This window comes from Roseburia sp. AF02-12, assembly GCF_003461765.1.
Classification (GTDB): domain Bacteria; phylum Bacillota; class Clostridia; order Lachnospirales; family Lachnospiraceae; genus Roseburia_C; species Roseburia_C amylophila.
In genome coordinates this window covers 761,806-787,338 of record NZ_QTXS01000001.1, presented here as the reverse complement: position 1 = coordinate 787,338, position 25,533 = coordinate 761,806, and the positions used below count along the sequence as shown (strand labels likewise).

The following is a 25,533-nucleotide window of genomic DNA, read 5'->3' as shown; positions in this document are numbered from 1 at the left end:
CAAAGTTGGAATCTTTCTTACTAAAATCAACAAGACCATTTTCAAGACCATCATGATAGTATTTTACTAAAAATTTTCCGGTAGGACTTAAATGTTTCTTGATATAATCGTCTGCCTCTGATTTGCTACCAAAGCTCAGATTTGAATAATCTTCTTCTTTGTAAACATACCATTTTCCATCTTTATACTTATAAACACCTTTACCATTAAAACTACTTATTTTCTGTTGATAATACTAGAAAAACATTAGCTTTATTTAATAAGGATTGGAACACTTATAAAACAAATTGGCAACAGGGATTTTCTCAAAATGGTGTTGCTGGTGGAATAAAATCTATATTCCAATCAAGTAATTCTAATTCCGTTATTTCAAAAGATCAACTTCAGATTTTAAGAAATTGGAACAATGCGGTAGCACATGGTTGCACAAATCAGGAAACCTTTAATAGAATAATTAAAGATGCTGACAGTAATACAAAACTGTATTTTTCTGGTTTAAATAAGGGTAAGGGTTCTGTTGAAGGACTAAAAAATGCTCAAAATGTTGCAAAACAATCTACTATTGGATTAACACTTGCTCAAACAGCATTAAATGCTGCTATATCTCTTGGATTTACAGCCGCCTTAATGTTAGCAGTTAAAGGACTAGACAAACTTATAAACTCTGCAAAACGAGCCTCGGAAGCCGCTGACGAAGCATTTTCTGATACAACCGAAAAAGTACAGAAAAATGAAGAAGAAGCAAAATCGTTAGATGAACTTATTTCTAAATATAAGGAATTAAAAGAGTCTGAAAATTTAGATGTTGATAGTAGAAAAGAAATAAAAGAAATTCAAAATGACATTGCTGATTTAGTTGGTGTACAAGCATCAAACCTTGATTTGGTAAATGGTAAGTTGGATGACGAAATCGCCAAATTAGATGAAATATCAGCAAAAGAAGCCAAAAATGCATATGAAACTGCAACGGCTAATTATAATAATTCTAAAAAAGCGACAGATAAAGCAGCAGGCGATGATTCATTTCTACTACAGCACAAAATTATCATGTTGTCCATTTGGTAAGTCCAGGTTATTCTACAAGTGGAGAAGCATCAAGTAACTGTCTATTGTTTTAAATATCATACTATTGTTAGCAAAGGTATTGTTTGAGGATACCATATCAATCATTTGTTTGAAGAATGATTGTTGCTTGTTTTAAAATTATGTGATAAAATAAAAAACACTAGATTATATAAATAGGAGAGTAGACCTATGAACAAAAAGAGAATAATAATTCATATTGTAGTACCAATTTTGCTTACAATATTATCATACTTCGCTTCGATTTCATTCATATTTAAGATACCAGATCCAAGTGGTATTGGATATACACCTGAAACATACTATTTCGCATTTAAGTTAGCATTTGGAGTATGCGCTGTTTCATCCATTATATCTGCAATATTATATGTTGGTAACAAAAAGAAATAAAAATATTAAACTAAACCAGTTTAATCACATCCTTTCTAAAATATGTGCATATTTTCATACACACAGAAAAGACCTGCTATATATAAAACAGGTCTTTTTTATATGTACGAAAACTATTTATGTATTAAATTTTAATGACTTTATACTTCGATGAAACACCGAACTTATCTACAATTGCTGAATACTCAGATTCTTTACAGTAGATTTCATCGAAAATCTGTGCGTAAACGCCAGATACATCAAGTGATGAAGTTCTCTCCATATTAGTCATCAGCTAAAAATGTTTAAAACTACTATGCTACAATAAAATCAGCATAAAGCACTAACTAGCTGATATTGGACTGTACACATCCAGTTATTCACTAATTAATCCATTTATAAAAATCAGAAAAGACAATTTGCCATTTCTTGCAAAACTCCGTGGATAGTTTTACTCATTTTGATGCCCTGTAGGCGCAGTTTTTGCAAGTGCTTTTCTTTCACGTTTTTCGCTACACTGTTTTAGGGTTAAGCATACCTCTGAAATACTCGAATAAACACTGGTAACAGTACAGCGTTTATTATCAACATATACTTACAACTCATGGATGTAAATGCGTATCACTTATCTTGCGTTGGTGATACTGATTTTAGACCACAGTCTTGAAAGACACTGTAGTACAAACTTGAAATAAAGATAAGCACTTCAATTCATAGGTTTCGCAAGTTTCTATGAGTAACAGTATGCTTTTTCATATCTCGCAAGATATTACTTACTGGTTAGCACGTCTGCTGACGGTTATATTATTCTCTGTTTGATCAAACCGCTATGGGTAAGAGTGATAGTAGTTTTTGATTGAATTCTATCAAAACCTGTATTATAACACTCGTTTTATTAGTCGGATAGACTAAATAACCGACACCACTTTGTTTGATTTTGATATATTATTCTTTATCTCGGAATATTTTGACATGAATTGTCATGATATGATATAATGTCTAAAAGATGCTACTAAAACAGTAGAATGGTTCTCTCCAATCTGGGAGTATAAGCCCGGCTTATATAGATGGTAAATTGTGCCGTAATCAGAAGGGAGAATTTATAGATGATAACTTTATCATATGAAGCATTAATTACACTTGTTGCATTGTGTGGTGGAGCAGGATATATACTCGGTCGAGATATACAGAAAGCAAAAAAGTAATCATCCAAGTCAAGAGAATAATAATTATTTTTGCTAAATCAAAATATTTTTATTAATTTCAGAGTAACCATTTTACTTTATGGTAGCATCTTTTACTAATAAAAATAATTCCACCTCACCACAATAGTGCAACATATACTTATTACATAATATATTGTAACATAGAAAATTTATGATTTCAAGCATTTTGTTACAATTAAAAATGATAGTTTCGATACTAGATATCAGTTAAAGAGCTTTGCTTGGCTTCCTTAACACCATCTTTATCAAAATATTTCCCAAATTCATCTTCAGCAGTTAAGTCATTATAGATACTAAGCATCTCTGCACTAGACCATGCGAAAAATTCCTGAATTACGTGAGCTGGTAAATTTAATCTATGTAAGCGTGTACATGTATAATGTCTAAACATATGGCAATACGCATCAACACCTAAAATGTCTTCCATCATTTGAATCCATGAACTTACATCTCTTCGCTGATGATATATTCTTTCTTTTGTTTCTTTATCAATAGAAACTGTCACAAATAACCATTCGCTTTCAATTCCCAATCTTTCACGTTCTTTTAACCATAAATCCAAATATGGTTTTGCACTATATAATATAAATTTATTAATTTGCTTACCGTTTTTTCCGAAGCCTTTTGCTCTTACTTTATCTGTCTTCCACATAGAATCATAAACAAAATGATCGTCATTAAAATATTCAACTTTCATTTGTAATAACTCTGCATGTCTCATTCCAGAAAAAGCAAGTACAGCTACTGCACAAGCTGCTTCATATTCTTTCCTTTCAACAAGTGTATTTAATAACAGTTCTACTTGTTCATCAGACAGTATTGTTTTTTCTCTTACAACTTCCTTAGCTGGATTTGCAATTTTTCTAATAATGGGTTTGTAGTTTTCAAATTCAGGTTCATCATCAAGAATATCTCTTATATAATTTGATAAAGAAGAGAGTGTTGATTTTACTCGTCTAATTCTATTTGAACTCCATCCCCATGTATTCAACGCATGATTTTGAAACTTTGCAACTTCACGCTTGGTTAAATCAGGAAAGAATTTGTTCCCATTGAACTCAAGATTCCATGTAAAGAATACCTTTAAGTCGTTTCGATAAGCGTGGAGCGTCTGGGGTGCTCTATCAATTGATTGCAAATATTCTATCCAATCATCCATTAAATCAATGCATACTATCATGGAGAATATAAGGACTATGCGAATCTGTTAGAACTCTCGGAAAAAGATGCAAAGAAAGAAATCGAAGAGGATTTTAATGAGAGCATCCAAAAGCAATTTGATGATTCCGATAACATTACGGATAAAGGAATTGCTGATTATACGGAAAAACTGACAGAAGTAAAGAAACTGGCAAAATACAAAGTACAGGATGTGAAAGAAGAGGATGGAGTTTATACAGTAAGTGTACAAGTTGAACCATCCAATGTATTTCAGACATTGCAACAAAGCTCTACAGAGGTAAACAATGAAAAAATAAAGCAGGGATTGGATGGAAATGATCCGGAAGTCTTTGCAGCCGTATTAACAGAAAGTGTCCAGAAGAGTCTTGAAAAGAACAGTTATGGAAAAACTGTTACTGTAAAAGTATCCGTGGAAAAAGATAATTCAGGAAAATATGGTCTTTCGGATACAGAGATGAATAAGCTGGAAGCAGCGATGTTCCCAACAGAACAAGAATGAATGGAAAGCTATCAGAGGAAAAACTGGTAGCTTTCTTTTATCTTCAAGACGAGAAAAGTTCTGGCGATAGTAACGTTTAATCATCGATATTCTTATTTTATTTTCTATTTTACCAACTAATCTGGCGATGCATTTTACGATATTGTCCGGGAGTTATACCAGTGTATCTCTTAAAAATAGAAATAAAATAACTTTGAGATGAAAAATTCAAGTAAGTACTGATTTCACCCAGACTATAGTCGGAATGTGCCAGTAAATTCTGTGCCTTTTCAATAAGAACTTTATGGATAAAAACAGTAAGCGTCTGTCCGGTTTCTTTATGGAACAGGGCAGACAGATATTTAGGTGTTAAATTAACTAAAGATGCCAGTTGATTTAAGGTTAAAGTTTTATTTTTACCATGATAGATATAATCAATGACGCGAGAAATAGCTGGTGAATAGTAGTTTTTTGGAGTCTTTTTTGCTTCAGCAACACGAAGCGTAAATTCAATAGCCATCTGTTCATTTAATTTCATTAAAGCGTCAACATCGGTACATTGTTCCATTTTTCGTATATATACATCACTTAAGGAAAAAGCAGTTTCCTCATTAAGTCCTCCTTCGATGGCATATCTGGTAACTAAAGTTGTATTAGCAATACTTGCATAAAAAAGTAATTTTAATTTGGAATTGGAAGAGGTCATCTTTCCGTAAACAGTTGTTGGGAGTGAATAATAGGTATTCTCCAATGCGTGAATATCTCCGTTTGAAACACATTCGAGAATTGCTTTTTCCTGTGCATAAGATGTATGTATCCGTTCATTTTCTGCATTTTCCAACATTTCATGTGTGAGTGAAAAATTGATGTCTGACTTCATTTTATACATAGGTAATTCCTCCTGTCAAAAACACGATAAATTGATATAAAACACGATAAATCAATATAATTATATGCCGGAAATAGATAAAATACAATTAAGAGATTAAGAGAGAGGAAAAGAGATGAACATTGATAAAATATGCGAACAGTTAACAATAGATGAAAAAATCCGGCTTTTAGGCGGTGTTGGTGACTGGCATACTTATGACTGTAATGGGAAAATCCCCTCTATTATGATGACAGACGGACCACATGGGATTCGAAAACTGGAACAGGAAAAGATTGGGGATATTGAAACCAGTAAGCCAGCAACCTGTTTTCCAACTGCAAGTGCAATAGCCTGCAGTTGGAATCCTGCTATTGTTAAAAAGATGGGTGAAGCGATTGCGAAAGAAGCAAAAAAAGAGCAGATATCTATTGTGCTAGGCTGCGGAATCAATATCAAGCGTTCTCCTTTATGCGGAAGAAATTTTGAATATTTCAGTGAAGATCCGTATTTGACAGGAAAGCTGGCAACGGGATATATCGAAGGTGTACAGAGCCTTGGAATAGGTACGAGTTTAAAGCATTATGCTGTTAATTCACAGGAAACAAGACGAATGACATCCAATAGCCAGATTGATGAAAGAACTCTTAGGGAAATATATCTGTCGGCTTTTGAAGAAGTTGTGAAAAAAGCAAAACCGACTTCTGTAATGGCTTCATACAACAGGATTAATGGCGAATTTGGAGCAAGAAATAAATACTTACTGACAGATGTTCTGAGAAAAGAATGGAAATATCAAGGTGGTGTGGTGTCGGATTGGGGAGCAGCAAATGATATTGTAAGCTGTATGAAAAATGGTCTGACACTGGAAATGCCAGATCCGAAAGGCTTCCACACAGATGTGTTAAAAGAAGCGTATAAGGATGGCCGGATTACGGATCAGGAACTGGATAACTGGACTAAGAATGTTCTGCAGAATTTTGTATCACTTCATAAAAATATAGAAGAAAATTATGAGGTAGATATGGAAGAACAGAATCAGGTGGCACGTAAACTGGAAAATGAAAGTGCAGTACTTTTGAAAAATAATAGTGTTTTGCCAATTGGAAAAGAGAAGAAGGTAATCATTATTGGAGAGCTTGCCAGGCAGATGCGGTTTCAGGGAGGTGGGAGCAGTCATATCCAGCCGACGAAGATGACAAATGCGATTGAAGCAATACGTGAAAAAGGATATCAGGTAACTTATATACAGGGATATCAGAATGAAACGGAGGAATTAGGAGAAAAGCAACTACAGGATACGATAGAAAAACTGAAACAGGAATATAGAAAAAAGGATTGTGTGATTCTATATTTTATCGGTCTTACAGAATCTTATGAAGGAGAAGGATACGACAGGAAAAATCTTAAAATCCCTCAAAATCAGGAAGAGCTGTTGGCTGAAATTGCAGAAACTGTCGGAAAAAATCATATTGCAGCAATTAGTTTCGGTGGTGCGCCTATGGATTTTAGTTTTGAAAAGAATGTAGGAGCAATTCTTCACATGTACCTCGGAGGACAGGCTGTAGGGGAATCTGTTGCTGACTTAATCAGTGGAGAGGTGAATCCATCCGGTAAATTGGCAGAGACAATTCCGCTTTCAGAAAAAGATACTCCGGCATGGAGATATTTTGCACCTCCGAATGATGATGTAGAATACAGGGAAAGCATTTTTGTAGGTTATCGTTACTATGAGACATTCCATGTTCCGGTAAAATATCCGTTTGGTTATGGACTTTCCTATACTTCTTTTTCCTATTCGGAATTGAATGTACCGGAAGTATATAGTGGTGGAAAGATACAAATTCGTTTTAAAATTAAAAATATCGGAAAAGTGAGTGGAGCAGAAATAGCACAGTTATATATCTGCCCGATTGAATCAGATGTTATCAGAAGCCATATAGAACTAAAGGGATTTCAAAAAATATATCTGCATCCGGGTGAAGAAAAAGAAGTTATACTAGAGCTGGATGAAAGAAGTTTTTCCGTCTATGATGTAGAGAAAAAAGCCTTTTCCATGTTAAGCGGCAAATATCAGATCTGTATCGGAGCATCGGTACATGATTTGCAATTAAAGGCGAATATGGAAGTAGTAGGAAATAGTTATTTTAGAAATGAAAGAGAACTGTTTCCGGATTATTTTAGAGAGCAGCCACATGGAATGGAAATCAGTGCAGAACAATTTTATCAGCTATTAGGCGGTGAACCGAAACATGACAAAGAAAAAAAGCGTGGAGAGTATACGGTTTACGATTCCTATCAGGATGTGGTAAATGTCTCAATGTTTGGAAAAATTGTTCGTGGAGTCGTACATATTGGACTTAAGATTATACTTCGGGGAAAATCAGAGCGGGACCCGGCCTTTAAAATGGTAAAAATGGGAGTCGAAGAAGGAAATCTGGAAGGACTGATTGCAACCAGTGGTGGAATTGCAACTCCGAAGTTAATCGATATGTTAGTTTACAATGCAAATAAAAAATATCTGCAGGCTTTAAAAAGACTGCTGAAGAAATAGAGAGAGGGGGAAGTCGTATATGGAAAACAATAAATTGGATAAACGCACAAAATGGAGCTATTGTATAGGAGCAACCGGAAGAGATATGGCGTATGCACTTGTCTCTATGTTTCTTCTTACATATATTCAATATACGATGAAACTGACAGTTGCCCAATATGCAGTAATATCAGCAATTATGGTAGTGTGTCTGCTGTGGGATGCCATTAATGATCCAATGATGGGAATTATTATTGAAAATTCGCATTTGAAAGCCGGAAAATTTAAACCTTGGATTTTTATAGGAGTAATTTTAAACAGCCTGATAATTATCTGCTTGTTTACAGTAAGGCCGGAAGGATGGGGATTTGTTGCATTTTTTGGAGTGGGATATCTTTTATGGGGAATGACTTACACAATGAATGATATTGCCTATTGGGGAATGCTGCCGAGTCTTACATCAGATCCGGGAGAACGGAACTGGCTGGTAACCGTACAGGGAATTTTTATCTGTATCGGACAGTTTTCTGTTGCAGGTCTGCTCCCTGATATGGTAGCTGGAAATGCGATTATGGCATATCGGACGGCTGCGATTGTGATTGCTTTTTGTTTTATTGGTTTCCAGCTACTTACAGTGTTTGGAGTAAAAGAGAGAAAACGACCGGAAAAGAAGAGAACACTGTCATTAAAAGATATGTTTCATATATTCCTGAGAAATGATCAGTTGATAGTGATTGGAATTGCATGTTTATTATTCCAAATCGGAAATGGTCTTCTGATTATGATTGGAATGAATTTCTTTTATTTTGAATTTGGATATTCTGTAGGTGGCAGTCTTGTATTTTGGTTTACAATTATGTATGGATTAGGAACGCTGATATCAGAGGCATCTTTTGCGTGGCTTTCCTCAAAATTCACACGAAATCAGATTATAACTGCAGCTACCAGCATTACAGTCATTGGGTATATGCTTTTTATGAGTGTAGGCTACATTGTACCAAAAAGTGTTGTTTTACTGAATATCATCGGTTTTCTAATCTTCTTTTCGCAGGGGGCATTCAATATGACGATGATTGTCATGTTAAATAATACCATAGAGTATGATGAAGTCCGGTTTCATGAACGACATGACAGTATTATCTCAGCAGTAAGATCTTTTGCAACAAAGCTGGCAAGTGCAGTTGATCAGGCGGTTGTTGCGTTAATACTGATTATAAGCAATATTTATGCAATCAGTCAGAAAATATCCGGATTAGAAATAAAAGCTGGTACAGGAGAACTTACTTCGGAAAATGTAATTGTACAGGCAGATAAATTTATTCAGACAGCAGATGCCGGACAAAGATTTATATTGCGTCTTGGAATTGTAGCTGTTCCGGTAATTTCTATAGGAGCTGCTTATATACTGATTAAACGGAAATATATTATTGACGAACGTAAGTATGAAGAACTGGTAGCGGAAATAAAAAGCACAAATAAAAAATGATTCAATTAGTTGTGATGACCTTATAATTGATGAGTTTAGAAAAAAGTGATATGAATGACAATTGATGATTTTATATATGAAAATAGTATTGTACGTGATAATGTTTCTGAATATACAGCAGATCATATAGATAGGGTGATAGAATCTGTTTGTAATAATTATGGATTAACTATAAAAATGATTTCTACAAATTATGTTTTTCCACGTATTATAAAAGCGAGTGAAGAAAAGGCTTTGATTTGGGATCAAACATATTGGGAATTGTTCAGTCTGTATTTAGCGTATTTCACAGATTTAAATGCTATTCAAAAGAAGATAATTGTGTATGATGAGAGTTCTGTACAGCCGAAAATATTGATTCCATTTGCATATTATTTAGCATTAATTGTTGAAGATAAAAAACTTGCTTTAAATTTCGCAAATTATTATAACTACAGAATACATCGTTGTCTTGTGTGTGATGAACACCAGTATAAAGAAAAATGAATGTAAGGAGCAAATAAAAAGAAATTGATACAGAATAGAACGAATAAACCTATTTATTTGACAATGCAGAATATTGATGAAATATTGGAACATGATATTATTGCTTGGACTTTTGCTCATCCTGGAGCAATGGGGAGCCCAGGTGAGATTACGATTATAACGATTCATGGGAACACTATGTGGCTATATAGATTCAGTTATATACAGAATGAAAACTTAGGGGTAGGTGTTGATTAATTCTTTCTGACATAGGTATCACCTCATTGAGAAAATAATATACAGAGAGGAAAAGTATGAATGCATGGCATGTGATAATCTTTTCCTGGTACATAATTTATCAAAAGAGTTTCAGAAAACAGATGAACATATTGAAAATATTCATCAGGATTTGAAGAAAACAATTGAAAATATCAATCTGACTGCTGCTGTTGCCAGAGGAAGTGGAAGAGATGGTCTGGATAACCGTTATAAAAATGCCATGACATTACTAAATCAGGGAAACATTTCGGCTGCAAAAGCAGAATTTACAGGAATCCGTAATGATTTTATGTGGAGCTGTAAGGGCTATTATGGACTGATTTTATGTGAAAAAAAGAAGAAACATATAAATTGGGGGGAGATAGGAGATTATATTCAGCAAATATATCACTGTGAGGATGTTACTCCAGAGATTCTTCAGGAGATGGAAGGCATTTTAAATGACGGCACATCTATACCGATGAGGAACTTTACAAAGTATTTAACTTACCACAAAAATACATAGCCATTATAGAAGCAGTCATCAAAGAACGAAAATAATCGAACATAATATAAGCAAATCATTCACAATCCTCTTGTCATGTGATAAAATATTATAAGATTTGCATAATGAGAATATTGGAGGTACAAACGAATGTACTCAGTAACCAAACGAATTAGCATGATAAAACAACCCCGTGGTGGATACATAAACAAAAAAGAACTTATGATAACCCAACTTGATGATGGAATTACATTGAATGAAAATGAGAATATGCATGCAAGTTTAGTTGGTCTTGCAGTTGATTATATGACCCGATTTATGATGGGTGCCCAAAAAGAGGAAGCCTTTTCAATATCATTAAAAGGTGCTATGGCGTTGGATTTATTTACAGGGAATAAAAAGCAATCGTCAATGAAAAATGCTACAAGTCTATTGGCAGATATAAAAGGACTTGATAAAAAATCCATAACAAATGCATGCAAATTGGTAGGATACGATGTTTGTTTTAGAGTTGGCGTAATAGGGTATAAGCCGGTAGAAGAAATTAACCCTGATAAAGATACAATTGAAAACATTGTAACAATGATTAATCGTAGTTTGTCTTTTTGGAAAGAATATGGACCTATAACAAAAGATGGATTTACATTTGAAGGCGGATACACAGACACTATCTCTACTGGTGATGGAGACTATTTAACAAAAGATACATTATGGGATTTTAAAGTGTCAAAGGATGAACCAAAGCCAAAATATACTTTGCAGTTGTTGGTATATTATATCATGGGTATGCACTCAATTCATAAAGAGTTTAAGAGCGTAAAGAATCTAGGTATATATAATCCTCGTATGAACAAAGTGTATACAGTAAGTATTGATATGATACCTCAATCAGTAATTAATGAAATATCAAAAGAAGTAATTGGTTATTAATAATACAGGGACAAATTGAAAAGGCTACCTCACCATCCAAGTGAAGTAGCCTTTCAAAAATTCCATTCTAATAAATCGCACGACAACTTATAAAAAAATAAGCTCCCCATTAGCAAAAAATGAATAGAAAATGTATAAAAGTGGTAAAAGCGAATAATTATAAGGGTTTATGCATTAGACACATTTTTGTAAAAAGGGAGTTTGGAAATAAGGGAGTACAGCAGGAGATACCGGAATATAGAATTGTAATTACAGATGTTGGTCCTAACCCGGTACAGATTATATCAATTATTCAAAAATATCTGCAGTCAGATTATACGGAGTTAAGCAATTTAATTAATGGCAATATTTTAGATGAACAGTCAACCGTGTGTACATTAGAGTCTTTAGAATTATTACAGCAGATGCAACAGGAATTGGATGAGGCAGGTGCATTTACCTATATTCAAAAGAATTGGCAAGATGAAGATGATGCAGAAATGAATACATCTATTGCAATTTTTTCATTAGGAGATCAGGGAGAAAAAGTAATCGAAGCATATCATCAGATACTTGGATTAGATAGAAAAGATTTGGAATTAAAACTTTTAAATGATTTGTCAGAAAATAATGGATTTCAAATTTCAGCCAGAAATGAAAGAGTAGAAGAGTTAATAAAAGTTTTGGATAATCTTGGAGCAGATTATGAAATGGATATGAATGAAAATGATTCAGATGTGGATGAAGATGATATGTATGTAGAAATGGACACAGAAGCAGCATTGATTATTACATCTACAGGAGACAAGAGGGTTCAGCTGATTAAATTGATTCGAGAATATACAGGATCAGATCTTAGGGAAGCAAAAGAATGTATTGATGAAATTGAAGCTGGAAATGGTTTCTTTATAAAAGGTTCTTTGGAAGTATTAGAAGAAATGAAACAGGAACTTGATGCAATTGGTGCAACAAGTAAAATGAAGTATAGAGATAAACAGGAACAAGGTGGTTGTTATTGCAATAATTGTGGTGCCGAACTTGCATCCGGCACAAAATTCTGTCCGAAATGCGGCACCAAAGTTGAGGAAGTTCAGAAGATGTTCTGCCCACAGTGTGGAAATGAAATTATGCCGGGTGCAAAATTCTGCACAAAGTGCGGAGCAAGATGCATGTAACAGATACAAAAATAGAAGTTGAAAGAAATTGAGATGGAAAACATCTGCTTATCCGATTAAGGGAGGGCAGATGCTTTCTTTTTTTACTGACATTTTCATTTCATCATGTTATAATGCAATCAAAGCTTGATATTTCTATATACATTTCAATGGCACATAGCCTGTCAGAAGTATACCGGTATTCTATCATTTCGCCGGGTTCACCACATAACCTGATATGATAACAGGAATTTTCAAAGCTTTTATTTCACATTAAATGAAGCGGAGAGAATTCTTTCAGACAAAGGTTGTTGCGGTTAAGTGACATTGCAAAAGTATACTCTCCAAGACAAAAGAAAGGAGAAGAAATGTCAGGAAAAGCAGAAAAATTACAATGGCATCCGGCGTTTTGTGCAGCAACAGAACTGGAACTGCGACAAGATCTGGATGTACTGGAATTAATTCCGGAGTATAATTTAAGTAAGAAACCACTTCAGATTGATCTTGTGATTATTAAAAAGATGGATTGGAAGCGGACGTTACAAAATGAAATTGGTCATATTATGAGGGGACACAATATTTTAGAGTATAAGGGACCGGGAGATGAATTGACGATAGATTCCTTCTTTAAGGTAATTGGATACGCCAGCTTATATAAGGCGCAGGGGATAGCAGTCAATAAAATTCCAGCATCTGAGGTGACCGTATCCTTTTTTCGGAATGCTTATCCGAAGGCACTTTTTCAGGAACTGAAAAAAGAAGGATATATCCTGAAAAAAATGTATCCTGGAATTTATTATGTAAGAGGAAAAGTTCCGTTCCCAGTACAAGTTGTAGTAACAAGTCAGTTGGAAAGAAAAGCTCATTGCAGCCTGCGGGTATTGACTACACAGGTAGAGATGCAGGATGCAGAACTATTTTTGGAACAGATACATTATTTGGAAAGTAAGAATGAACGGAGCAATATTGATTCGGTACTTCAAGTAAGTGTAAATGCAAATAAGCAGGTATATAGTCTGTTAAGGAGGCAAAATGAGATGTGTGAAGCATTGCGTGAATTAATGAAAGATGAAATTGAAAAAGAACTGGAAAATAAATTGGAGCAGGGTCGAAAACAAGGTCTGGAACAGGGTTTGGAAGAAGGCTTGGAGCAGGGTTTGGAGCAGGGCGAAAAACTGCAACTAATTCGTCAGGTAATCAAGAAACTGCAAAAAGGCAACTCCGTAGAAGAAACAGCTGATATGCTGGAAGAAGAGCCGGAAAATATCAGGAAGATATATGAAATTGCAGCAACTATGGCACCGGACTATGACGTAGAAAAAATATATAAAAAACTGTAGAAATTCAAATGGAAATAAACCCAAGTAAGACCCAAGTAAGTCCCTAAGAAAAATTGTAGGGAAACACTTGACAAACATATTTTTATAAGATATAGTATAAAAGTACTAGCTATTAAGCTAATATAATTTTTCATAACTCATGCCTCTCGGGCTCTTCGGAGTTCGGGAGGTACTCCCCGAAAATATAGTCAGGATTTTATCCTGGCTTTTTTGTTTTACAGGAAATTGCTTTCCTGCAAAATGTGTTTTCTATAGTTCCAAAATGCTTGTAAGAAGCTAGTTATGGTATGCCTGACAGGTTATGCAGCAAGGAGGATGTTTTTATGAAGTTACTCTATGCAGAAGACGAAGAAAGCATGGCAGAAGCTGTTACAGATATTCTTGTATTTCATAAGTACCAGGTTGATACGGTATATGATGGAGAAGAGGCATTGGAATATGCAAGAAAAGAAATAACCAGGACACTTATTATGCTCTCGGAAGGACAACAAAGTGTAAAGCAACAGAATGAACCGCCGGTGCAGCCGGATGGAAACACCAGACAATAAGGAAGAATTGCTTGAAAAAGAAAAAACGGTGGTGTACTATAATGCTATGAGAAAATCAACAGAAAGGGAATATGAGTATGGATTTAGAGCAATGCTACAAGGAACTGGAGGGAGATTATGCAGAGGTCATGCGCAGACTCCGGAAGGAAGAGCTGGTACACCGTTTTTTGATAAAATTCTTAGAAAGCGATGAAGTACAGCGGATTGATGAAGCTTTACAGGAAAGGGATTATGAGAAAGCCTTTGATCTGGTACATACCTTAAAGGGAGAGACCATGACGCTCGGGTTGGGACGGCTGAGCAAATCAAGTATAATTCTGTGCGAACAGCTCCGCTATAAAATATACGGAGAAGAGATGCTGCAGCAATTTAGGAAAGTCAGAATGGATTATCAGAAGACAATTGATATTATCCGGAAATACAGGGATTCACAGCCGTAATTTATGCAGGCAGCCTGCCAGATTGCAAAATGTGTTTCTTGTAGTTTTATGTTATTGTTATCAATGATATAACCATAGGTTATTGAATAAAAAAATATTATTACTTTAAGCCATTTTAGTATTGACAAACAGAACTGATATGCTAGAATAACTGTAATGTGAATGAAAGAAAAAGGATGGTTTTCGCATGAGAAAACAGGCATTATCTATTTTAGTAGAGAATACTTCTGGTGTATTAAGTCATATTTCAGGACTTTTCAGCCGGAGAGGATACAATATCGATAGTTTTTCTTCTGGTGTAACTGCAGATCCAAGATATACCAGAATTACGATAGTAGCAAGTGGTGACGAACAGATTTTAGAGCAGATTGAGAAGCAGTTGGCAAAGTTAGAAGATGTGCGCAATATTAAGAAATTAGAGCCGGGTACATCCGTTACAAGAGAACTGATTCTGGTTAAGATTAAAGCAAAGGATACAGAACGTCAGGCAATCTTAAGCGTTACCAATATTTTCCATGGCAAGGTGGTTGATGTCACCAACGATTCCATGGTAATTGAACTGACAGGGCATCAGGATAAATTAGATGCATTTATGGATCTGTTACAGGGCTATGAGATATTAGAGCTCGCTAGAACCGGTATCACAGGTTTGACCAGAGGGTCTGCCGATGTTACATATTTAGATTAATCATTAAAACAGGAGGCTGAAAAAATGGCAGCAAAAATTTATTATCAGGAAGATTGTAACCTTTCCTTACTGGATGGTAAGAAAATCGCCATCATTGGTTACGGTAGCCAGGGACATGCACATGCATTAAATTTAAAGGAATCAGGCTGTGATGTCATTATTGGACTTTACAATGGTAGCAAATCCTGGGCAAAAGCAGAAAAACAGGGATTCAAAGTATATACAGCAGCAGAAGCTGCAAAACAGGCTGATATTATTATGATTCTTATCAATGACGAGTTACAGGCAGATATGTATAAGAACGATATTGAGCCAAACCTTGAGCCAGGAAACATGTTAATGTTCGCTCACGGATTTAACATTCATTTCGGATGTATCAAACCTCCAAAGGATGTTGACGTAACAATGATCGCTCCTAAGGCACCAGGACATACTGTACGTTCTGAGTATCAGGCTGGAAAAGGAACTCCTTGTCTGGTAGCAGTAGAGCAGGATGCAACCGGTAAAGCACTTGACCTGGCATTAGCATATGGTCTTGGAATTGGTGGAGCAAGAGCAGGACTTCTTGAGACAACCTTCCGTACAGAGACAGAGACAGACCTCTTCGGTGAGCAGGCAGTTCTTTGTGGCGGTGTTTGTGCGCTTATGCAGGCTGGTTTCGAAACACTTTGCGAAGCTGGTTATGACCCAAGAAATGCATACTTCGAGTGTATCCATGAGATGAAACTGATTGTTGACTTAATCTACCAGTCAGGATTCGCTGGAATGAGATATTCTATCTCTAACACTGCTGAGTATGGTGATTATATCACAGGACCTAAGATTGTTACTGCTGAGACAAAGAAAGCAATGAAACAGATTTTAACAGATATTCAGGATGGTACTTTTGCAAAAGAATTCTTACTTGATATGTCACCGGCAGGACGCCAGGTACACTTCAAAGCTATGAGAAAGCTTGCTTCTGAGCATCCATCAGAGAAAGTCGGCGAAGAAATTCGTAAGCTGTATAGCTGGAACAACGAAGAAGATAAGCTGGTTAACAACTAATCTGATACTTCAAAAAGATGATAAAAAAGCTGTCGCGATTGCGGCAGCTTTTTTTGACGTGAGAAACGCTCAAAGTATGTTTCTCGTAGCTGACAGGCATTTGTAAGAAGCTGGCAGTGAGGCATCTTATTCGCCCGGATGAAAATTCTGGTAGAAATCAATAAATAATTCCAAGGATTTCGAAGGCTTTAGGGTGTTTTTATAAGCGAAGCCAATTTCACGCTTGTGAATTGGAAAACCAAGTGGAATCTCTAATAACTCTTTATTTGCAAGTTCGTTCTGGACAAATTGGCGGATGACGCAGGCAACACCCAGGTTGGTTTTTGCAAAGTCAATTAAGAGGTCCATCGTAGAGACTTCGATTAAATCTCTGGTCTCAATTTTATTTTCCTGTAAATAATCATCAATATACTGACGGGTCATGTTATGCTTATCGAGAAGCATCAGCGTAGAATTCTGTAAGATTTCATCGGAAGAAATGCCCCTTGCATTCAATACGTTTAAGTAAGCTTCCGTTGCAACAAAAATATCTTCAATTTCAGCCACATTGCTGAAATTTAAAGTTTTCTGGTTTTCCGGCCTTGCAATCAGACCGATATCAATTTTGTTTTCTTCTAACATCTGTAAGGATTCGTTGGTAGACTGGCATACGATAGAAATATTAATATGCGGATAGCGTTTTGTGAAATCCTTTAAATAAGGCAGAAGCATGTATTTGCAGAGTGTGGAACTGACACCGATTTTTAAGTGGCCAACACCAAGCTCTAAGGAGTTCTTTAATTTATCTTCCCCTAAAGTCAGGGTTTCGAAAGCGGAACTGACATGAGTAAAAAGAAGTTCGCCTTCTTCGGTCAGCAATACGCCGCGGGAACTTCGGCGGAATAGTTCGCAGCCCAGGCTTTCCTCTAGTTTCTGTATGGATTTACTGATGGCAGGCTGGCTGATATAAAGCTCTTTGGCTGCCTTTGATATATTCTGTGTTTTTGCTACGGTATAGAAAATACGGTAACTGGATAAACTCTGCAACATTTATAGATCCCTCCGTGTTTATAACTAAAAATCATAATAAATATGTTTAATATGTATTTCCATTATACCACTAGCTGTGCTATAATAGCAACAGTATAGAAAAAATGATTTAATTTCAGGAGGAATTTCAAATGGGAATGACAATGACACAGAAGATTCTTGCGGCACATGCGGGACTTGATTCTGTTCAGGCTGGCCAGTTGATTGAAGCAGATTTAGACTTGGTATTGGGAAATGATATCACTTCACCGGTGGCTATCCATGAGATAGAGAAAATGAAAGTAGACGGAGTGTTCCATAAGGATAAAATCGCACTGGTTATGGACCACTTTGTACCAAATAAAGACATCAAATCTGCACAGCATTGTAAATGTGTCAGAGAGTTTGCATGCAAAAACGAAATCACCAACTACTTTGATGTAGGAGAAATGGGTATCGAACATGCACTTCTTCCGGAAAAAGGACTGACTGTTGCAGGAGATGTTATTATCGGAGCAGATTCACATACCTGTACATATGGAGCATTGGGAGCATTTTCCACCGGTGTTGGAAGTACTGATATGGCGGCAGGAATGGCAACCGGAAAAGCATGGTTTAAAGTACCATCCGCGATTAAATTCAATATCACAGGAAAACCAGCACCATGGATTAGCGGTAAAGATGTTATTTTACATATCATCGGAATGATTGGTGTGGATGGAGCATTATATAAGTCTATGGAATTCGTAGGTGATGGTATCCGGTATCTTTCCATGGATGACCGTTTTACCATTGCAAATATGGCAATTGAAGCCGGCGGAAAGAACGGAATCTTCCCGGTAGACGAGAAAGCAGAATCATATATGAAAGAGCATTCCAAACGTCCTTATAAAGTATATGAAGCAGATGAGGATGCCGTATATGATGAGGAGTATACCATTGACCTTAGTACACTTCGTCCAACTGTAGCATTTCCTCATCTTCCGGAAAATACAAAGACCATTGATGAAGTAGGAGATATTGCTATTGATCAGGTAGTAATCGGTTCCTGTACGAATGGAAGATTAGATGACCTTAAGATTGCAGCTTCTATCCTGAAAGGAAAGAAAGTAAAGAAAGGTTTACGTGTCATCGTAATTCCTGCAACCCAGCAGATTTATCTGGATGCTATGGAAGCCGGATATATCAGAACCTTTATTGAAGCAGGTGCTATTGTCAGCACACCGACCTGCGGACCTTGCCTTGGTGGCTATATGGGAATTCTTGCTGAGAATGAAAGATGCGTATCTACAACCAACCGTAACTTTGTAGGACGTATGGGACATGTGGATTCAGAAATTTATCTGGCAAGCCCGGCAGTTGCAGCAGCAAGTGCAATTACAGGAAAGATTTCCAGCCCGGAAGAAGTATAGGAGGATTAGAACATGAAAGCAGCAGAAGGAAAAGTATTTAAATTCGGTGACAACGTAGACACGGATGTTATTATACCGGCAAGATATCTGAATTCTTCCGACCCTAAGGAACTTGCCTTACATTGTATGGAAGATATTGATAAGGAATTCGTAAATAAAGTATCTGCAGGAGATATTATTGTAGCGGAGAAGAACTTTGGATGCGGTTCATCCAGAGAGCATGCACCAATTGCAATTAAAGCCGCTGGTGTAAGCTGCGTCATAGCAGAGACTTTTGCACGTATTTTCTATCGTAATGCAATCAATATCGGACTTCCGATTATTGAATGTAAGGAAGCAGCTTTGGAAATCAAAGCAGGAGATGAGGTAGAGGTAAATTTTGATACTGGTGTCATTACCGACAAGACCACAGGAAAGAGTTTCCAGGGTCAGGCATTCCCACCATTTATGCAGAAGATTATCGATTGCGAGGGACTCGTAAATTACATCAATCAGAAATAGCAGAAAGTGTAGAAAGATAATTGATATATTTTGGAGAGATTTTAAGATTAGTATAAATTTCTGCATATTCTCTAGCGGATAGCTCTGTAATATAGTTTTCTTCAAAATTCTTATGAATACCGGCTGCCTTTGCCAGATCAACAGCTTTGTTGTAGGCAATGGCAGCTTTTTCTTCGGAAGAATAAGTGCCAATGGAATAATTGCCATTGATATGGATAAAAGCCTGATAACGGAGGAGTCCGTTGTATTCTGTTTGGGCAACTCCACGGTAGCGGTTAATGACAATAATATTGGCGTAGCTGTAATCGAAGGGGTTACCATTGGCGAAAGTGTAATCTACATCCAGTACCGCATGATTACGGACTCCATAGCGGGAGAGAATCCCGGTCTGCATGCCGTATTCATTTACAAAAAGCCGGCCACCACGCTGCATAATCTTGTGGCTGGAATAAAAGAATAAATCATCAATATCAAATTTATATTCCGTCTGTGGTGCGAGAAAATAGAGAAAATAATTCTGCTTCAGATAAATCGGATTCTTGATATAGACGCCGTTGTCACGGAAATTTAAAAGTGTAATGGCTTTGGCAAAATCTAAAAGTTTAATATATGCGGTATAATTTTCCAGTGTGATTTCAGACTCAGAAAGTAGAGAAGTCCCCTCTTTATAGGCAAGATGGGCTTCTTCTTCCGTTGGAAAGCTTCCAAGACTAATATGTTTTCTTTTATAGGTAAGGCTGGAACGGTAGTAGATGGTTCCGTCTTTTGTTTTGGCTGAAAAAGCACCGGAAAGCATGGTAAATCCTCACATTCTAAAATTCTTAGTTACAAATCATCTGTAAGAAGCTGCCGGTGGCGAGTTCTTACGGTAAGCGTCACTTTGAGTATAACATTTTTAGGAAAGCATGAAAACAGGAAAATATCTTAAGAAAATATCAAACTTTTGAAATGAAAAATATGCTATGATGCCAATATATATTGGAAATTGCAAGGATATAAAAATTCGTGGAAATATCAGGAATATTTGGCGGCGTTATTGGAATAGTGATATGATTGCAGGTGGAAAGGAGCAATTCGTTGAAGCAGGAAAATACAAGAAAGAAATATCAATTAAAAAACTGGCTAAAAGCAGGGATGATTCTGTTACTGGTATGCCTTGGAGGGTTATATTTTTTCAAGACATCCGAACGGTTTCAAAAAAGTGATGAAGTAAAGATAACATTAAAGCATGATAATTTCTTTGATGACAGTGTGGCAGGGATATTGGAGGATCTGGATAATGAAATCGGGCTTCCTAAGAAAATTTATCTGGTGAACCATTTTAATGTGACTTTCTATGCTACCGGAGAGATTGCTGCAATAGATACGTTTTTCTATGGTGAGGATGAGAATGGAGAAACCAGAACCTATCTTGTGGACTATAACCGGAAGAAAAGCAGCAAAATGACAGTTTACATCAATAATTATGCCAAGACAGATTATGAAGAAGATATGTGCCTGACACCGCTTTTTGAACTATTGGGAAATATAAAGGTGAAAGAACGTGTAGATAGTTGGGCAGAAGAAACAAAGAGCCATACCTTTGGAATAAGTTATTCTGGGAAAAGAGCCTTTTCCAGTGCAGATAGCCTACAGGTGATAAATGCAGAAAATGCAGATATAGATGAAAATGAAGATATAGATGGAAATGCAGATACAAATGAAAATTCAATTTTAAGCCAGTTGGAATATGGCGGAGAAGTTACAGGTTTTGCAGTTACATTTTCTACTGGTGGCGAAGAAAATACAGGTGAAATTATAACTTATATCATAAATCCAAAATATACCAGTGCTGCAGTGTTAGCCCAGCAAAACCGGCAGGAGCAGATTGATGAAGCAAAAAACGGTGCTGGAAATGACACAACGGATAACAACGGGAATGCAGACACCAATGCCGTAGCCGGCAATGATGGCAATGATGAGGAAGAGAGCGGAAATGGCACTCCGTGGACGGAAAACAGGGAAGATGGAAGCGTATACTTTTTCCTGGACAGCAATACCGGTTATCGTCTGTTGGTGGCGGATGCAGCTGCCGGCAGCCGTTTTTATGAGCTTGAAATGACAAAGGACGGCGGGCAGAGCTGGAATCAGCAAAATGCAGACCCGTTTGATGGAAATATTGGTGTGGCAGAAGGAATAGAATTCTATAATGAAAATCTGGGCGTTATCGGATTGGCTGGAGCGTCAGGTGATTATTCCACACTTTATCTGACACAGGATGGCGGGAAAACATTTTCCATGATTGAACTTTCCATGGATGAAGTGACAGAACTTCCGGACACGGCAGCAGAGTATGGATTTTCCATATCAGACTATGATTATTGCAAGATGCCACAGCAGAAAGATGGAAAACTTATAATAAAAGTAATATCTGCTATGGGTGAAAACGATGGAATTCTTTTTGAATCCATAGATAGTGGGAATACATGGAATTATTCTGGGATAAGTTATTGACAGTAAACTGCAGGTTCTTATATAATGAAAGACAGAACAAATTTTATGCAGAGAGCAAAAGAGGGACAAAAAATGGATTTGATTTACACAAGTACAAGAAACTCAGATGAAAAGGCAACAGCTTCACAGGCAATTTTAAAGGGTCTTGCAGGAGACGGTGGTTTATTTGTGCCGGATTCATTACCAAAGCTTGACGTTGATATGGATACCCTGTCAAAAATGAGCTATCAGGAGACTGCTTACGAGGTAATGAAGCTTTTCTTAACAGACTTTACAGAAGAAGAATTAAAGCATTGTATCAATAGTGCATATGATTCTAAATTTGATACAGAAGAGATTGCTCCGTTAGTAGATGCAGACGGTGCATATTATCTGGAGCTTTTTCATGGAGCTACGATAGCATTTAAGGATATGGCATTATCCATTCTGCCTTATCTTATGACAACTGCTGCAAAGAAAAATCATGTAAAGAATGAAATTGTTATTTTAACAGCAACTTCTGGTGATACCGGAAAAGCTGCTTTAGCAGGATTTGCAGACGTTCCTGGTACTAAGATTATTGTATTCTATCCAAAGAATGGTGTCAGCCCGATTCAGGAGAAGCAGATGGTTACCCAGAAAGGGGCAAATACACATGTAGTTGGTATTCATGGTAACTTTGACCAGGCACAGACCGGCGTTAAGAAAATGTTTTCTGATAAAGAACTGGCAGAATTGATGGACAAAGCCGGATATCAGTTTTCCTCTGCTAACTCCATTAATATCGGCCGTCTTGTTCCTCAGATTGTTTATTATGTATATGCATATGCAAAATTATATGAAAATGGTGCAATTGCAAAAGATGAAAAGATTAATGTTGTAGTTCCAACCGGTAACTTCGGAAATATCTTAGCAGCTTTCTATGCAAAGAACTTAGGGCTTCCGATTGCAAAATTAATCTGTGCTTCCAATGAGAACAAGGTATTATTTGACTTCTTCTCAACCGGAACCTATGACAGAAACCGTGAATTTGTACTAACTTCTTCTCCATCCATGGATATACTGATTTCCAGCAACTTAGAGCGTCTGATTTATCGTATTGCCGGAAATGATGCAGAGAAGAATGCAGAATTCATGCGTGCATTAACAGAAGAGGGCAGATATATGATTACCGATGAGATGCGTGCCCAGCTTGCTGACTTCTATGGCAATTACACCACAGAGGAAGAAACAGCAGAAGTAATCCGTGACCTCTATGAGAAGACCGGCTATGTGATTGATACACATACTGCTGTAGCAACCGGTGTATACCACAAATATGTAAAAGAGACCGGTGATAATACCAAGACTGTTATTGCATCAACAGCAAGTCCGTTCAAGTTTACCAGAAGCGTAATGGATGCCATTGATAAAGAAAAATATGATTCCATGACTGATTTTGAACTGGTAGATGAGTTAAGCAAGATTGCAAATGTAACAGTTCCACAGGCAATTGAAGACATCCGCAGTGCAGAAGTACTTCATAAGACAGAATGCGATGTAGAAGATATGCCTAAGACGGTAAAAGCATTTTTAAATATCTAAATGCTTATGTAAAACATAGAGAATCTGCTACCGGCAGTTTCTTATGGGTATAAGGTAACAAAACCCTGTCAGAGAAATCTGACAGGGTTTTGTTTATGTAAATAAAATGTAAAGGCTTAAGATTAGATTTCCATCAGGAAGTGAATGGTTCCAAATGGGAAAATAATTGGAAATACATAAATCTTAGTGGCATTTGTAAGTGTTTCTTCCTCATGAACTTCCGGAGGACATAAGTTTAATTCCAGGGAAAATTCATTAGACATATTTACATTAAATAATCCGTTGTGAAGATTTAAGAAATCTTCGATAGAAGCTTTTACATACTCATCGAATTCATGGAATTCTTCTTTGGCATAACGGGATGCAAAAGCAATTGCAACAGATTTACTCATGTCTACACCAGAATTGAAAGAAAGTAAACCTTCATCTTTCTGGGTAACACAATAGTTGGTCATATACTCGGATTTCATCAGTGGATTTAATGGTGTAAAATCCTTTCCGATGAAACGAACGATATCATTAAAGAGAAGATTAAGGTATGCAACAATCTTTCCTGACATATCAGAATTATCAAAATGGAAGAATTTATGAATCAGCTTTTCAACCATATCATTCTGTTCGTTAGCAACATTTAAATCATCAATTTCATTACTTGCCTGATATTCTGCAAGTAATTCCTCAAACTGACTGTTGGTAAGCAGTCCGTCTTCAATCAAAATCTGACCTAAAAGCAGGTAGTCTGGTTTCTGCGAGGAGAGTAATTTGTCAACCTGTTCCTTTGTAAGATATCCGCCTTCGATTGCAATTTCACCAAATTTCTTGTCTTCATGGGTCTGACGGCATACAATAGCGTCAACCTGGGAAGCATTTAATAATCCGGCATGAATTGCCAGAGTACCTAATTTCAGATAGGAAGAGGACTGCCTCTCTAATGCATCTACCAGTTTATCCGCAGGAACAGCACTTTTGCTTAAAAGAAAATTACCAAAAAACTGTGTATACATAATTATCTCCCTTCAAAATAATTCTTCAGTACCCGCTCAATCTGTTCAACATTCAACGGTTTCTGGATAAAGTCCTTTGCACCGGCTTCAATTGCATTCTTTAACTGAGCCTGTGTACCAACAGAAGATACGATAATAATAACCGCTTTCGGGTCAGATTCTCTAATTTCTTTTACAGCGGCAATACCATCTTTTACAGGCATAACAATATCAAGAAAAACGATATCAGGTTTATCGGATTTGAATTTGTCAATTGCTTCCTGACCATTTGCTGCCTCAACAAAAGTTGTACCACCATACTGCGCAATAATGTCTTTTAACTGTTTTCTTGCAAGAATGGAGTCATCTCCAATCAGGATTTTTGCTTCGTCTAATTTCATATATAATCCCTCCAAATACAACTAGAATAATTAGAACATATTAATATACTACAATAGTTGACCAAAAGTTTCAATGGCTTTTTCGATAAAATTCGTGGTTTTGCATAAAAAACAAATAAGAATAGAAGGTTATATGATAAATATGTTCACATAGCAATGTAAAGTGTGGTAAGATAAATCAGAGTCAGGAAAAAAGAGTAAAAGAGGTTACATATTATGAAAGTAAACTGGAATTTAGTAGTAGATGTTGTGGTAGCACTGGTAGGTGTCTATGTTCTTATGAATGGCATATGGATGAAAAGTACCGGAAAGACAAGCAGCCTTCTGGCAACGCCGGAGGAATTAAAGAAATGTAAACATCCGGAGAAGATAAGAGAAGAAGTAACACCGAAAATGCTTCTTTGCGGAGCACTGGCATTAGTATATGGCATTGTGACGGCATTGGGTGAGACCATCTTTAAACTGCCGATTATTATTAAATCAGGAATCCTTCTGCTGCTGGTGTTATCCTGTCTTTTTTTGGTCAGTACATTAAAGAATGCCAGAGAGAAGTATTTATAAAAAATATTTACTTATAATAATTTACAAAAAAC

General features: G+C 36.4%; 25 protein-coding genes. 19 read left to right on the top strand and 6 right to left on the bottom strand.

Translation table 11 applies throughout. The features are described 5' to 3' along the window. The first annotated feature begins 627 nt into the window (after positions 1–627). Together DV740_RS03920 and DV740_RS03915 are read left to right on the top strand one after the other, a co-directional pair. The gene (locus tag DV740_RS03920) at positions 628–1,065 is read left to right on the top strand and encodes a hypothetical protein (RefSeq protein WP_118087483.1); all 438 of its coding nucleotides are present in this window, start codon (positions 628–630) and stop codon (positions 1,063–1,065) included. Positions 1,066–1,254: 189 nt separating this feature from the next. Continuing rightward, on the top strand, positions 1,255–1,473 hold the full coding sequence (locus tag DV740_RS03915; protein ID WP_118087482.1) for a hypothetical protein: 219 nt from the start codon (positions 1,255–1,257) through the stop codon (positions 1,471–1,473). A 1,401-nt stretch (positions 1,474–2,874) separates the two neighbouring features. On the opposite strand, the gene DV740_RS03910 is transcribed toward DV740_RS03915, so the two are convergent. Beyond that, positions 2,875–3,837 carry a tyrosine-type recombinase/integrase gene (locus tag DV740_RS03910; RefSeq protein ID WP_242994215.1) on the bottom strand — a complete coding sequence of 321 codons (963 nt, stop codon included), beginning with the start codon at positions 3,835–3,837 and terminating at the stop codon, positions 2,875–2,877. 213 nt (positions 3,838–4,050) lie between these two features. On the opposite strand from DV740_RS03910, the gene DV740_RS15045 reads away from it, so the two are divergent. After that, positions 4,051–4,359 (top strand): hypothetical protein, encoded by a 309-nt coding sequence (locus DV740_RS15045; protein ID WP_242994214.1) that lies wholly within the window; start codon positions 4,051–4,053, stop codon positions 4,357–4,359. A gap of 109 nt (positions 4,360–4,468) precedes the next feature. Here the strand turns inward: DV740_RS15045 and DV740_RS03900 are convergent, their stop codons facing one another. After that, complete coding sequence (locus DV740_RS03900; RefSeq protein WP_117699251.1) at positions 4,469–5,227, bottom strand: helix-turn-helix domain-containing protein; 759 nt, start codon at positions 5,225–5,227, stop codon at positions 4,469–4,471. A 115-nt stretch (positions 5,228–5,342) separates the two neighbouring features. Here DV740_RS03900 and DV740_RS03895 point away from each other — a divergent pair, with 115 nt between their 5' ends. From DV740_RS03895 to ilvC, 11 genes are all read left to right on the top strand, one after another. Then, on the top strand, positions 5,343–7,760 hold the full coding sequence (locus DV740_RS03895) for a glycoside hydrolase family 3 C-terminal domain-containing protein (protein WP_117699253.1): 2,418 nt from the start codon (positions 5,343–5,345) through the stop codon (positions 7,758–7,760). A 19-nt stretch (positions 7,761–7,779) separates the two neighbouring features. Then, positions 7,780–9,225, top strand: a complete 1,446-nt coding sequence (locus tag DV740_RS03890; protein WP_118087480.1) for an MFS transporter — start codon at positions 7,780–7,782, stop codon at positions 9,223–9,225. A gap of 54 nt (positions 9,226–9,279) precedes the next feature. Next, positions 9,280–9,711, top strand: coding sequence for a hypothetical protein (locus tag DV740_RS03885; RefSeq protein WP_118087479.1), 432 nt, complete (start codon positions 9,280–9,282; stop codon positions 9,709–9,711). Positions 9,712–10,012: 301 nt separating this feature from the next. Further along, entirely contained in the window at positions 10,013–10,474 is a 462-nt protein-coding gene (locus tag DV740_RS03875) for a hypothetical protein (protein ID WP_117947102.1), read from the top strand. 129 nt (positions 10,475–10,603) lie between these two features. Then, on the top strand, positions 10,604–11,383 hold the full coding sequence (locus DV740_RS03870) for a hypothetical protein (RefSeq protein WP_117947103.1): 780 nt from the start codon (positions 10,604–10,606) through the stop codon (positions 11,381–11,383). Positions 11,384–11,523: 140 nt separating this feature from the next. Next, complete coding sequence (locus tag DV740_RS14925) at positions 11,524–12,537, top strand: ribosomal protein L7/L12 (RefSeq protein WP_199534931.1); 1,014 nt, start codon at positions 11,524–11,526, stop codon at positions 12,535–12,537. A 347-nt stretch (positions 12,538–12,884) separates the two neighbouring features. After that, the gene (locus tag DV740_RS03860; RefSeq protein WP_118087477.1) at positions 12,885–13,856 is read left to right on the top strand and encodes a hypothetical protein; all 972 of its coding nucleotides are present in this window, start codon (positions 12,885–12,887) and stop codon (positions 13,854–13,856) included. A gap of 323 nt (positions 13,857–14,179) precedes the next feature. Continuing rightward, the gene (locus DV740_RS15170) at positions 14,180–14,404 is read left to right on the top strand and encodes a hypothetical protein (protein WP_278336385.1); all 225 of its coding nucleotides are present in this window, start codon (positions 14,180–14,182) and stop codon (positions 14,402–14,404) included. Positions 14,405–14,475: 71 nt separating this feature from the next. Beyond that, positions 14,476–14,844, top strand: coding sequence for an Hpt domain-containing protein (locus DV740_RS03850; protein WP_117698981.1), 369 nt, complete (start codon positions 14,476–14,478; stop codon positions 14,842–14,844). A gap of 187 nt (positions 14,845–15,031) precedes the next feature. Continuing rightward, entirely contained in the window at positions 15,032–15,532 is a 501-nt protein-coding gene (gene ilvN / locus DV740_RS03845; protein WP_022242269.1) for an acetolactate synthase small subunit, read from the top strand. A 24-nt stretch (positions 15,533–15,556) separates the two neighbouring features. Then, positions 15,557–16,579 carry a ketol-acid reductoisomerase gene (gene ilvC, locus DV740_RS03840; protein WP_117698982.1) on the top strand — a complete coding sequence of 341 codons (1,023 nt, stop codon included), beginning with the start codon at positions 15,557–15,559 and terminating at the stop codon, positions 16,577–16,579. A gap of 126 nt (positions 16,580–16,705) precedes the next feature. Here the strand turns inward: ilvC and DV740_RS03835 are convergent, their stop codons facing one another. Then, on the bottom strand, positions 16,706–17,608 hold the full coding sequence (locus tag DV740_RS03835; RefSeq protein ID WP_118057494.1) for a LysR family transcriptional regulator: 903 nt from the start codon (positions 17,606–17,608) through the stop codon (positions 16,706–16,708). 131 nt (positions 17,609–17,739) lie between these two features. Here DV740_RS03835 and leuC point away from each other — a divergent pair, with 131 nt between their 5' ends. Beyond that, positions 17,740–18,999, top strand: a complete 1,260-nt coding sequence (gene leuC, locus DV740_RS03830; RefSeq protein WP_118087476.1) for a 3-isopropylmalate dehydratase large subunit — start codon at positions 17,740–17,742, stop codon at positions 18,997–18,999. 12 nt (positions 19,000–19,011) lie between these two features. Beyond that, positions 19,012–19,500: a 3-isopropylmalate dehydratase small subunit gene (gene leuD / locus DV740_RS03825; RefSeq protein ID WP_022243891.1), complete on the top strand. Its 489-nt coding sequence runs from the start codon at positions 19,012–19,014 to the stop codon at positions 19,498–19,500. On the opposite strand, the gene DV740_RS03820 is transcribed toward leuD, so the two are convergent. Continuing rightward, positions 19,487–20,296, bottom strand: coding sequence for a hypothetical protein (locus tag DV740_RS03820; RefSeq protein ID WP_118087475.1), 810 nt, complete (start codon positions 20,294–20,296; stop codon positions 19,487–19,489). The genes leuD and DV740_RS03820 overlap by 14 nt on opposite strands. Before the next feature lie 281 nt (positions 20,297–20,577). Between DV740_RS03820 and DV740_RS03815 the strand changes: the two genes are divergently transcribed. Both DV740_RS03815 and thrC read left to right on the top strand, forming a co-directional pair. Next, complete coding sequence (locus tag DV740_RS03815) at positions 20,578–21,993, top strand: WD40/YVTN/BNR-like repeat-containing protein (protein WP_118087474.1); 1,416 nt, start codon at positions 20,578–20,580, stop codon at positions 21,991–21,993. Between the two features lie 72 nt (positions 21,994–22,065). Continuing rightward, a complete protein-coding gene (thrC, locus tag DV740_RS03810; protein ID WP_117698989.1) occupies positions 22,066–23,556 on the top strand; it encodes a threonine synthase in 1,491 nt (496 codons plus the stop codon). Positions 23,557–23,678: 122 nt separating this feature from the next. On the opposite strand, the gene DV740_RS03805 is transcribed toward thrC, so the two are convergent. Together DV740_RS03805 and DV740_RS03800 are read right to left on the bottom strand one after the other, a co-directional pair. Continuing rightward, the gene (locus DV740_RS03805) at positions 23,679–24,560 is read right to left on the bottom strand and encodes a chemotaxis protein CheX (protein ID WP_117698986.1); all 882 of its coding nucleotides are present in this window, start codon (positions 24,558–24,560) and stop codon (positions 23,679–23,681) included. A gap of 2 nt (positions 24,561–24,562) precedes the next feature. Beyond that, the gene (locus DV740_RS03800) at positions 24,563–24,940 is read right to left on the bottom strand and encodes a response regulator (RefSeq protein ID WP_117698987.1); all 378 of its coding nucleotides are present in this window, start codon (positions 24,938–24,940) and stop codon (positions 24,563–24,565) included. Positions 24,941–25,156: 216 nt separating this feature from the next. Here DV740_RS03800 and DV740_RS03795 point away from each other — a divergent pair, with 216 nt between their 5' ends. Further along, positions 25,157–25,501 (top strand): hypothetical protein, encoded by a 345-nt coding sequence (locus tag DV740_RS03795; RefSeq protein ID WP_022243885.1) that lies wholly within the window; start codon positions 25,157–25,159, stop codon positions 25,499–25,501. Positions 25,502–25,533 lie beyond the last annotated feature (32 nt).

Excerpts from the sequence above, each read along its gene's own strand:
- DV740_RS03800 (WP_117698987.1), bottom strand. The coding sequence starts at position 24,940 with ATGAAATTAGACGAAGCAAAAATCCTGATTGGAGATGACTCCATTCTT.
- DV740_RS03900 (WP_117699251.1), bottom strand. The coding sequence starts at position 5,227 with ATGTATAAAATGAAGTCAGACATCAATTTTTCACTCACACATGAAATG.
- DV740_RS03805 (WP_117698986.1), bottom strand. The coding sequence starts at position 24,560 with ATGTATACACAGTTTTTTGGTAATTTTCTTTTAAGCAAAAGTGCTGTT.
- DV740_RS03890 (WP_118087480.1), top strand. The coding sequence starts at position 7,780 with ATGGAAAACAATAAATTGGATAAACGCACAAAATGGAGCTATTGTATA.
- DV740_RS03885 (WP_118087479.1), top strand. The coding sequence starts at position 9,280 with ATGACAATTGATGATTTTATATATGAAAATAGTATTGTACGTGATAAT.
- DV740_RS03875 (WP_117947102.1), top strand. The coding sequence starts at position 10,013 with ATGGCATGTGATAATCTTTTCCTGGTACATAATTTATCAAAAGAGTTT.
- DV740_RS03915 (WP_118087482.1), top strand. The coding sequence starts at position 1,255 with ATGAACAAAAAGAGAATAATAATTCATATTGTAGTACCAATTTTGCTT.
- leuC (WP_118087476.1), top strand. The coding sequence starts at position 17,740 with ATGGGAATGACAATGACACAGAAGATTCTTGCGGCACATGCGGGACTT.
- ilvC (WP_117698982.1), top strand. The coding sequence starts at position 15,557 with ATGGCAGCAAAAATTTATTATCAGGAAGATTGTAACCTTTCCTTACTG.
- DV740_RS03870 (WP_117947103.1), top strand. The coding sequence starts at position 10,604 with ATGTACTCAGTAACCAAACGAATTAGCATGATAAAACAACCCCGTGGT.
- DV740_RS03795 (WP_022243885.1), top strand. The coding sequence starts at position 25,157 with ATGAAAGTAAACTGGAATTTAGTAGTAGATGTTGTGGTAGCACTGGTA.
- DV740_RS03920 (WP_118087483.1), top strand. The coding sequence starts at position 628 with ATGTTAGCAGTTAAAGGACTAGACAAACTTATAAACTCTGCAAAACGA.
- DV740_RS03860 (WP_118087477.1), top strand. The coding sequence starts at position 12,885 with ATGTCAGGAAAAGCAGAAAAATTACAATGGCATCCGGCGTTTTGTGCA.
- thrC (WP_117698989.1), top strand. The coding sequence starts at position 22,066 with ATGGATTTGATTTACACAAGTACAAGAAACTCAGATGAAAAGGCAACA.
- DV740_RS03820 (WP_118087475.1), bottom strand. The coding sequence starts at position 20,296 with ATGCTTTCCGGTGCTTTTTCAGCCAAAACAAAAGACGGAACCATCTAC.
- ilvN (WP_022242269.1), top strand. The coding sequence starts at position 15,032 with ATGAGAAAACAGGCATTATCTATTTTAGTAGAGAATACTTCTGGTGTA.
- DV740_RS03850 (WP_117698981.1), top strand. The coding sequence starts at position 14,476 with ATGAGTATGGATTTAGAGCAATGCTACAAGGAACTGGAGGGAGATTAT.
- DV740_RS15170 (WP_278336385.1), top strand. The coding sequence starts at position 14,180 with ATGAAGTTACTCTATGCAGAAGACGAAGAAAGCATGGCAGAAGCTGTT.
- leuD (WP_022243891.1), top strand. The coding sequence starts at position 19,012 with ATGAAAGCAGCAGAAGGAAAAGTATTTAAATTCGGTGACAACGTAGAC.
- DV740_RS03835 (WP_118057494.1), bottom strand. The coding sequence starts at position 17,608 with ATGTTGCAGAGTTTATCCAGTTACCGTATTTTCTATACCGTAGCAAAA.
- DV740_RS03910 (WP_242994215.1), bottom strand. The coding sequence starts at position 3,837 with ATGGATGATTGGATAGAATATTTGCAATCAATTGATAGAGCACCCCAG.
- DV740_RS03895 (WP_117699253.1), top strand. The coding sequence starts at position 5,343 with ATGAACATTGATAAAATATGCGAACAGTTAACAATAGATGAAAAAATC.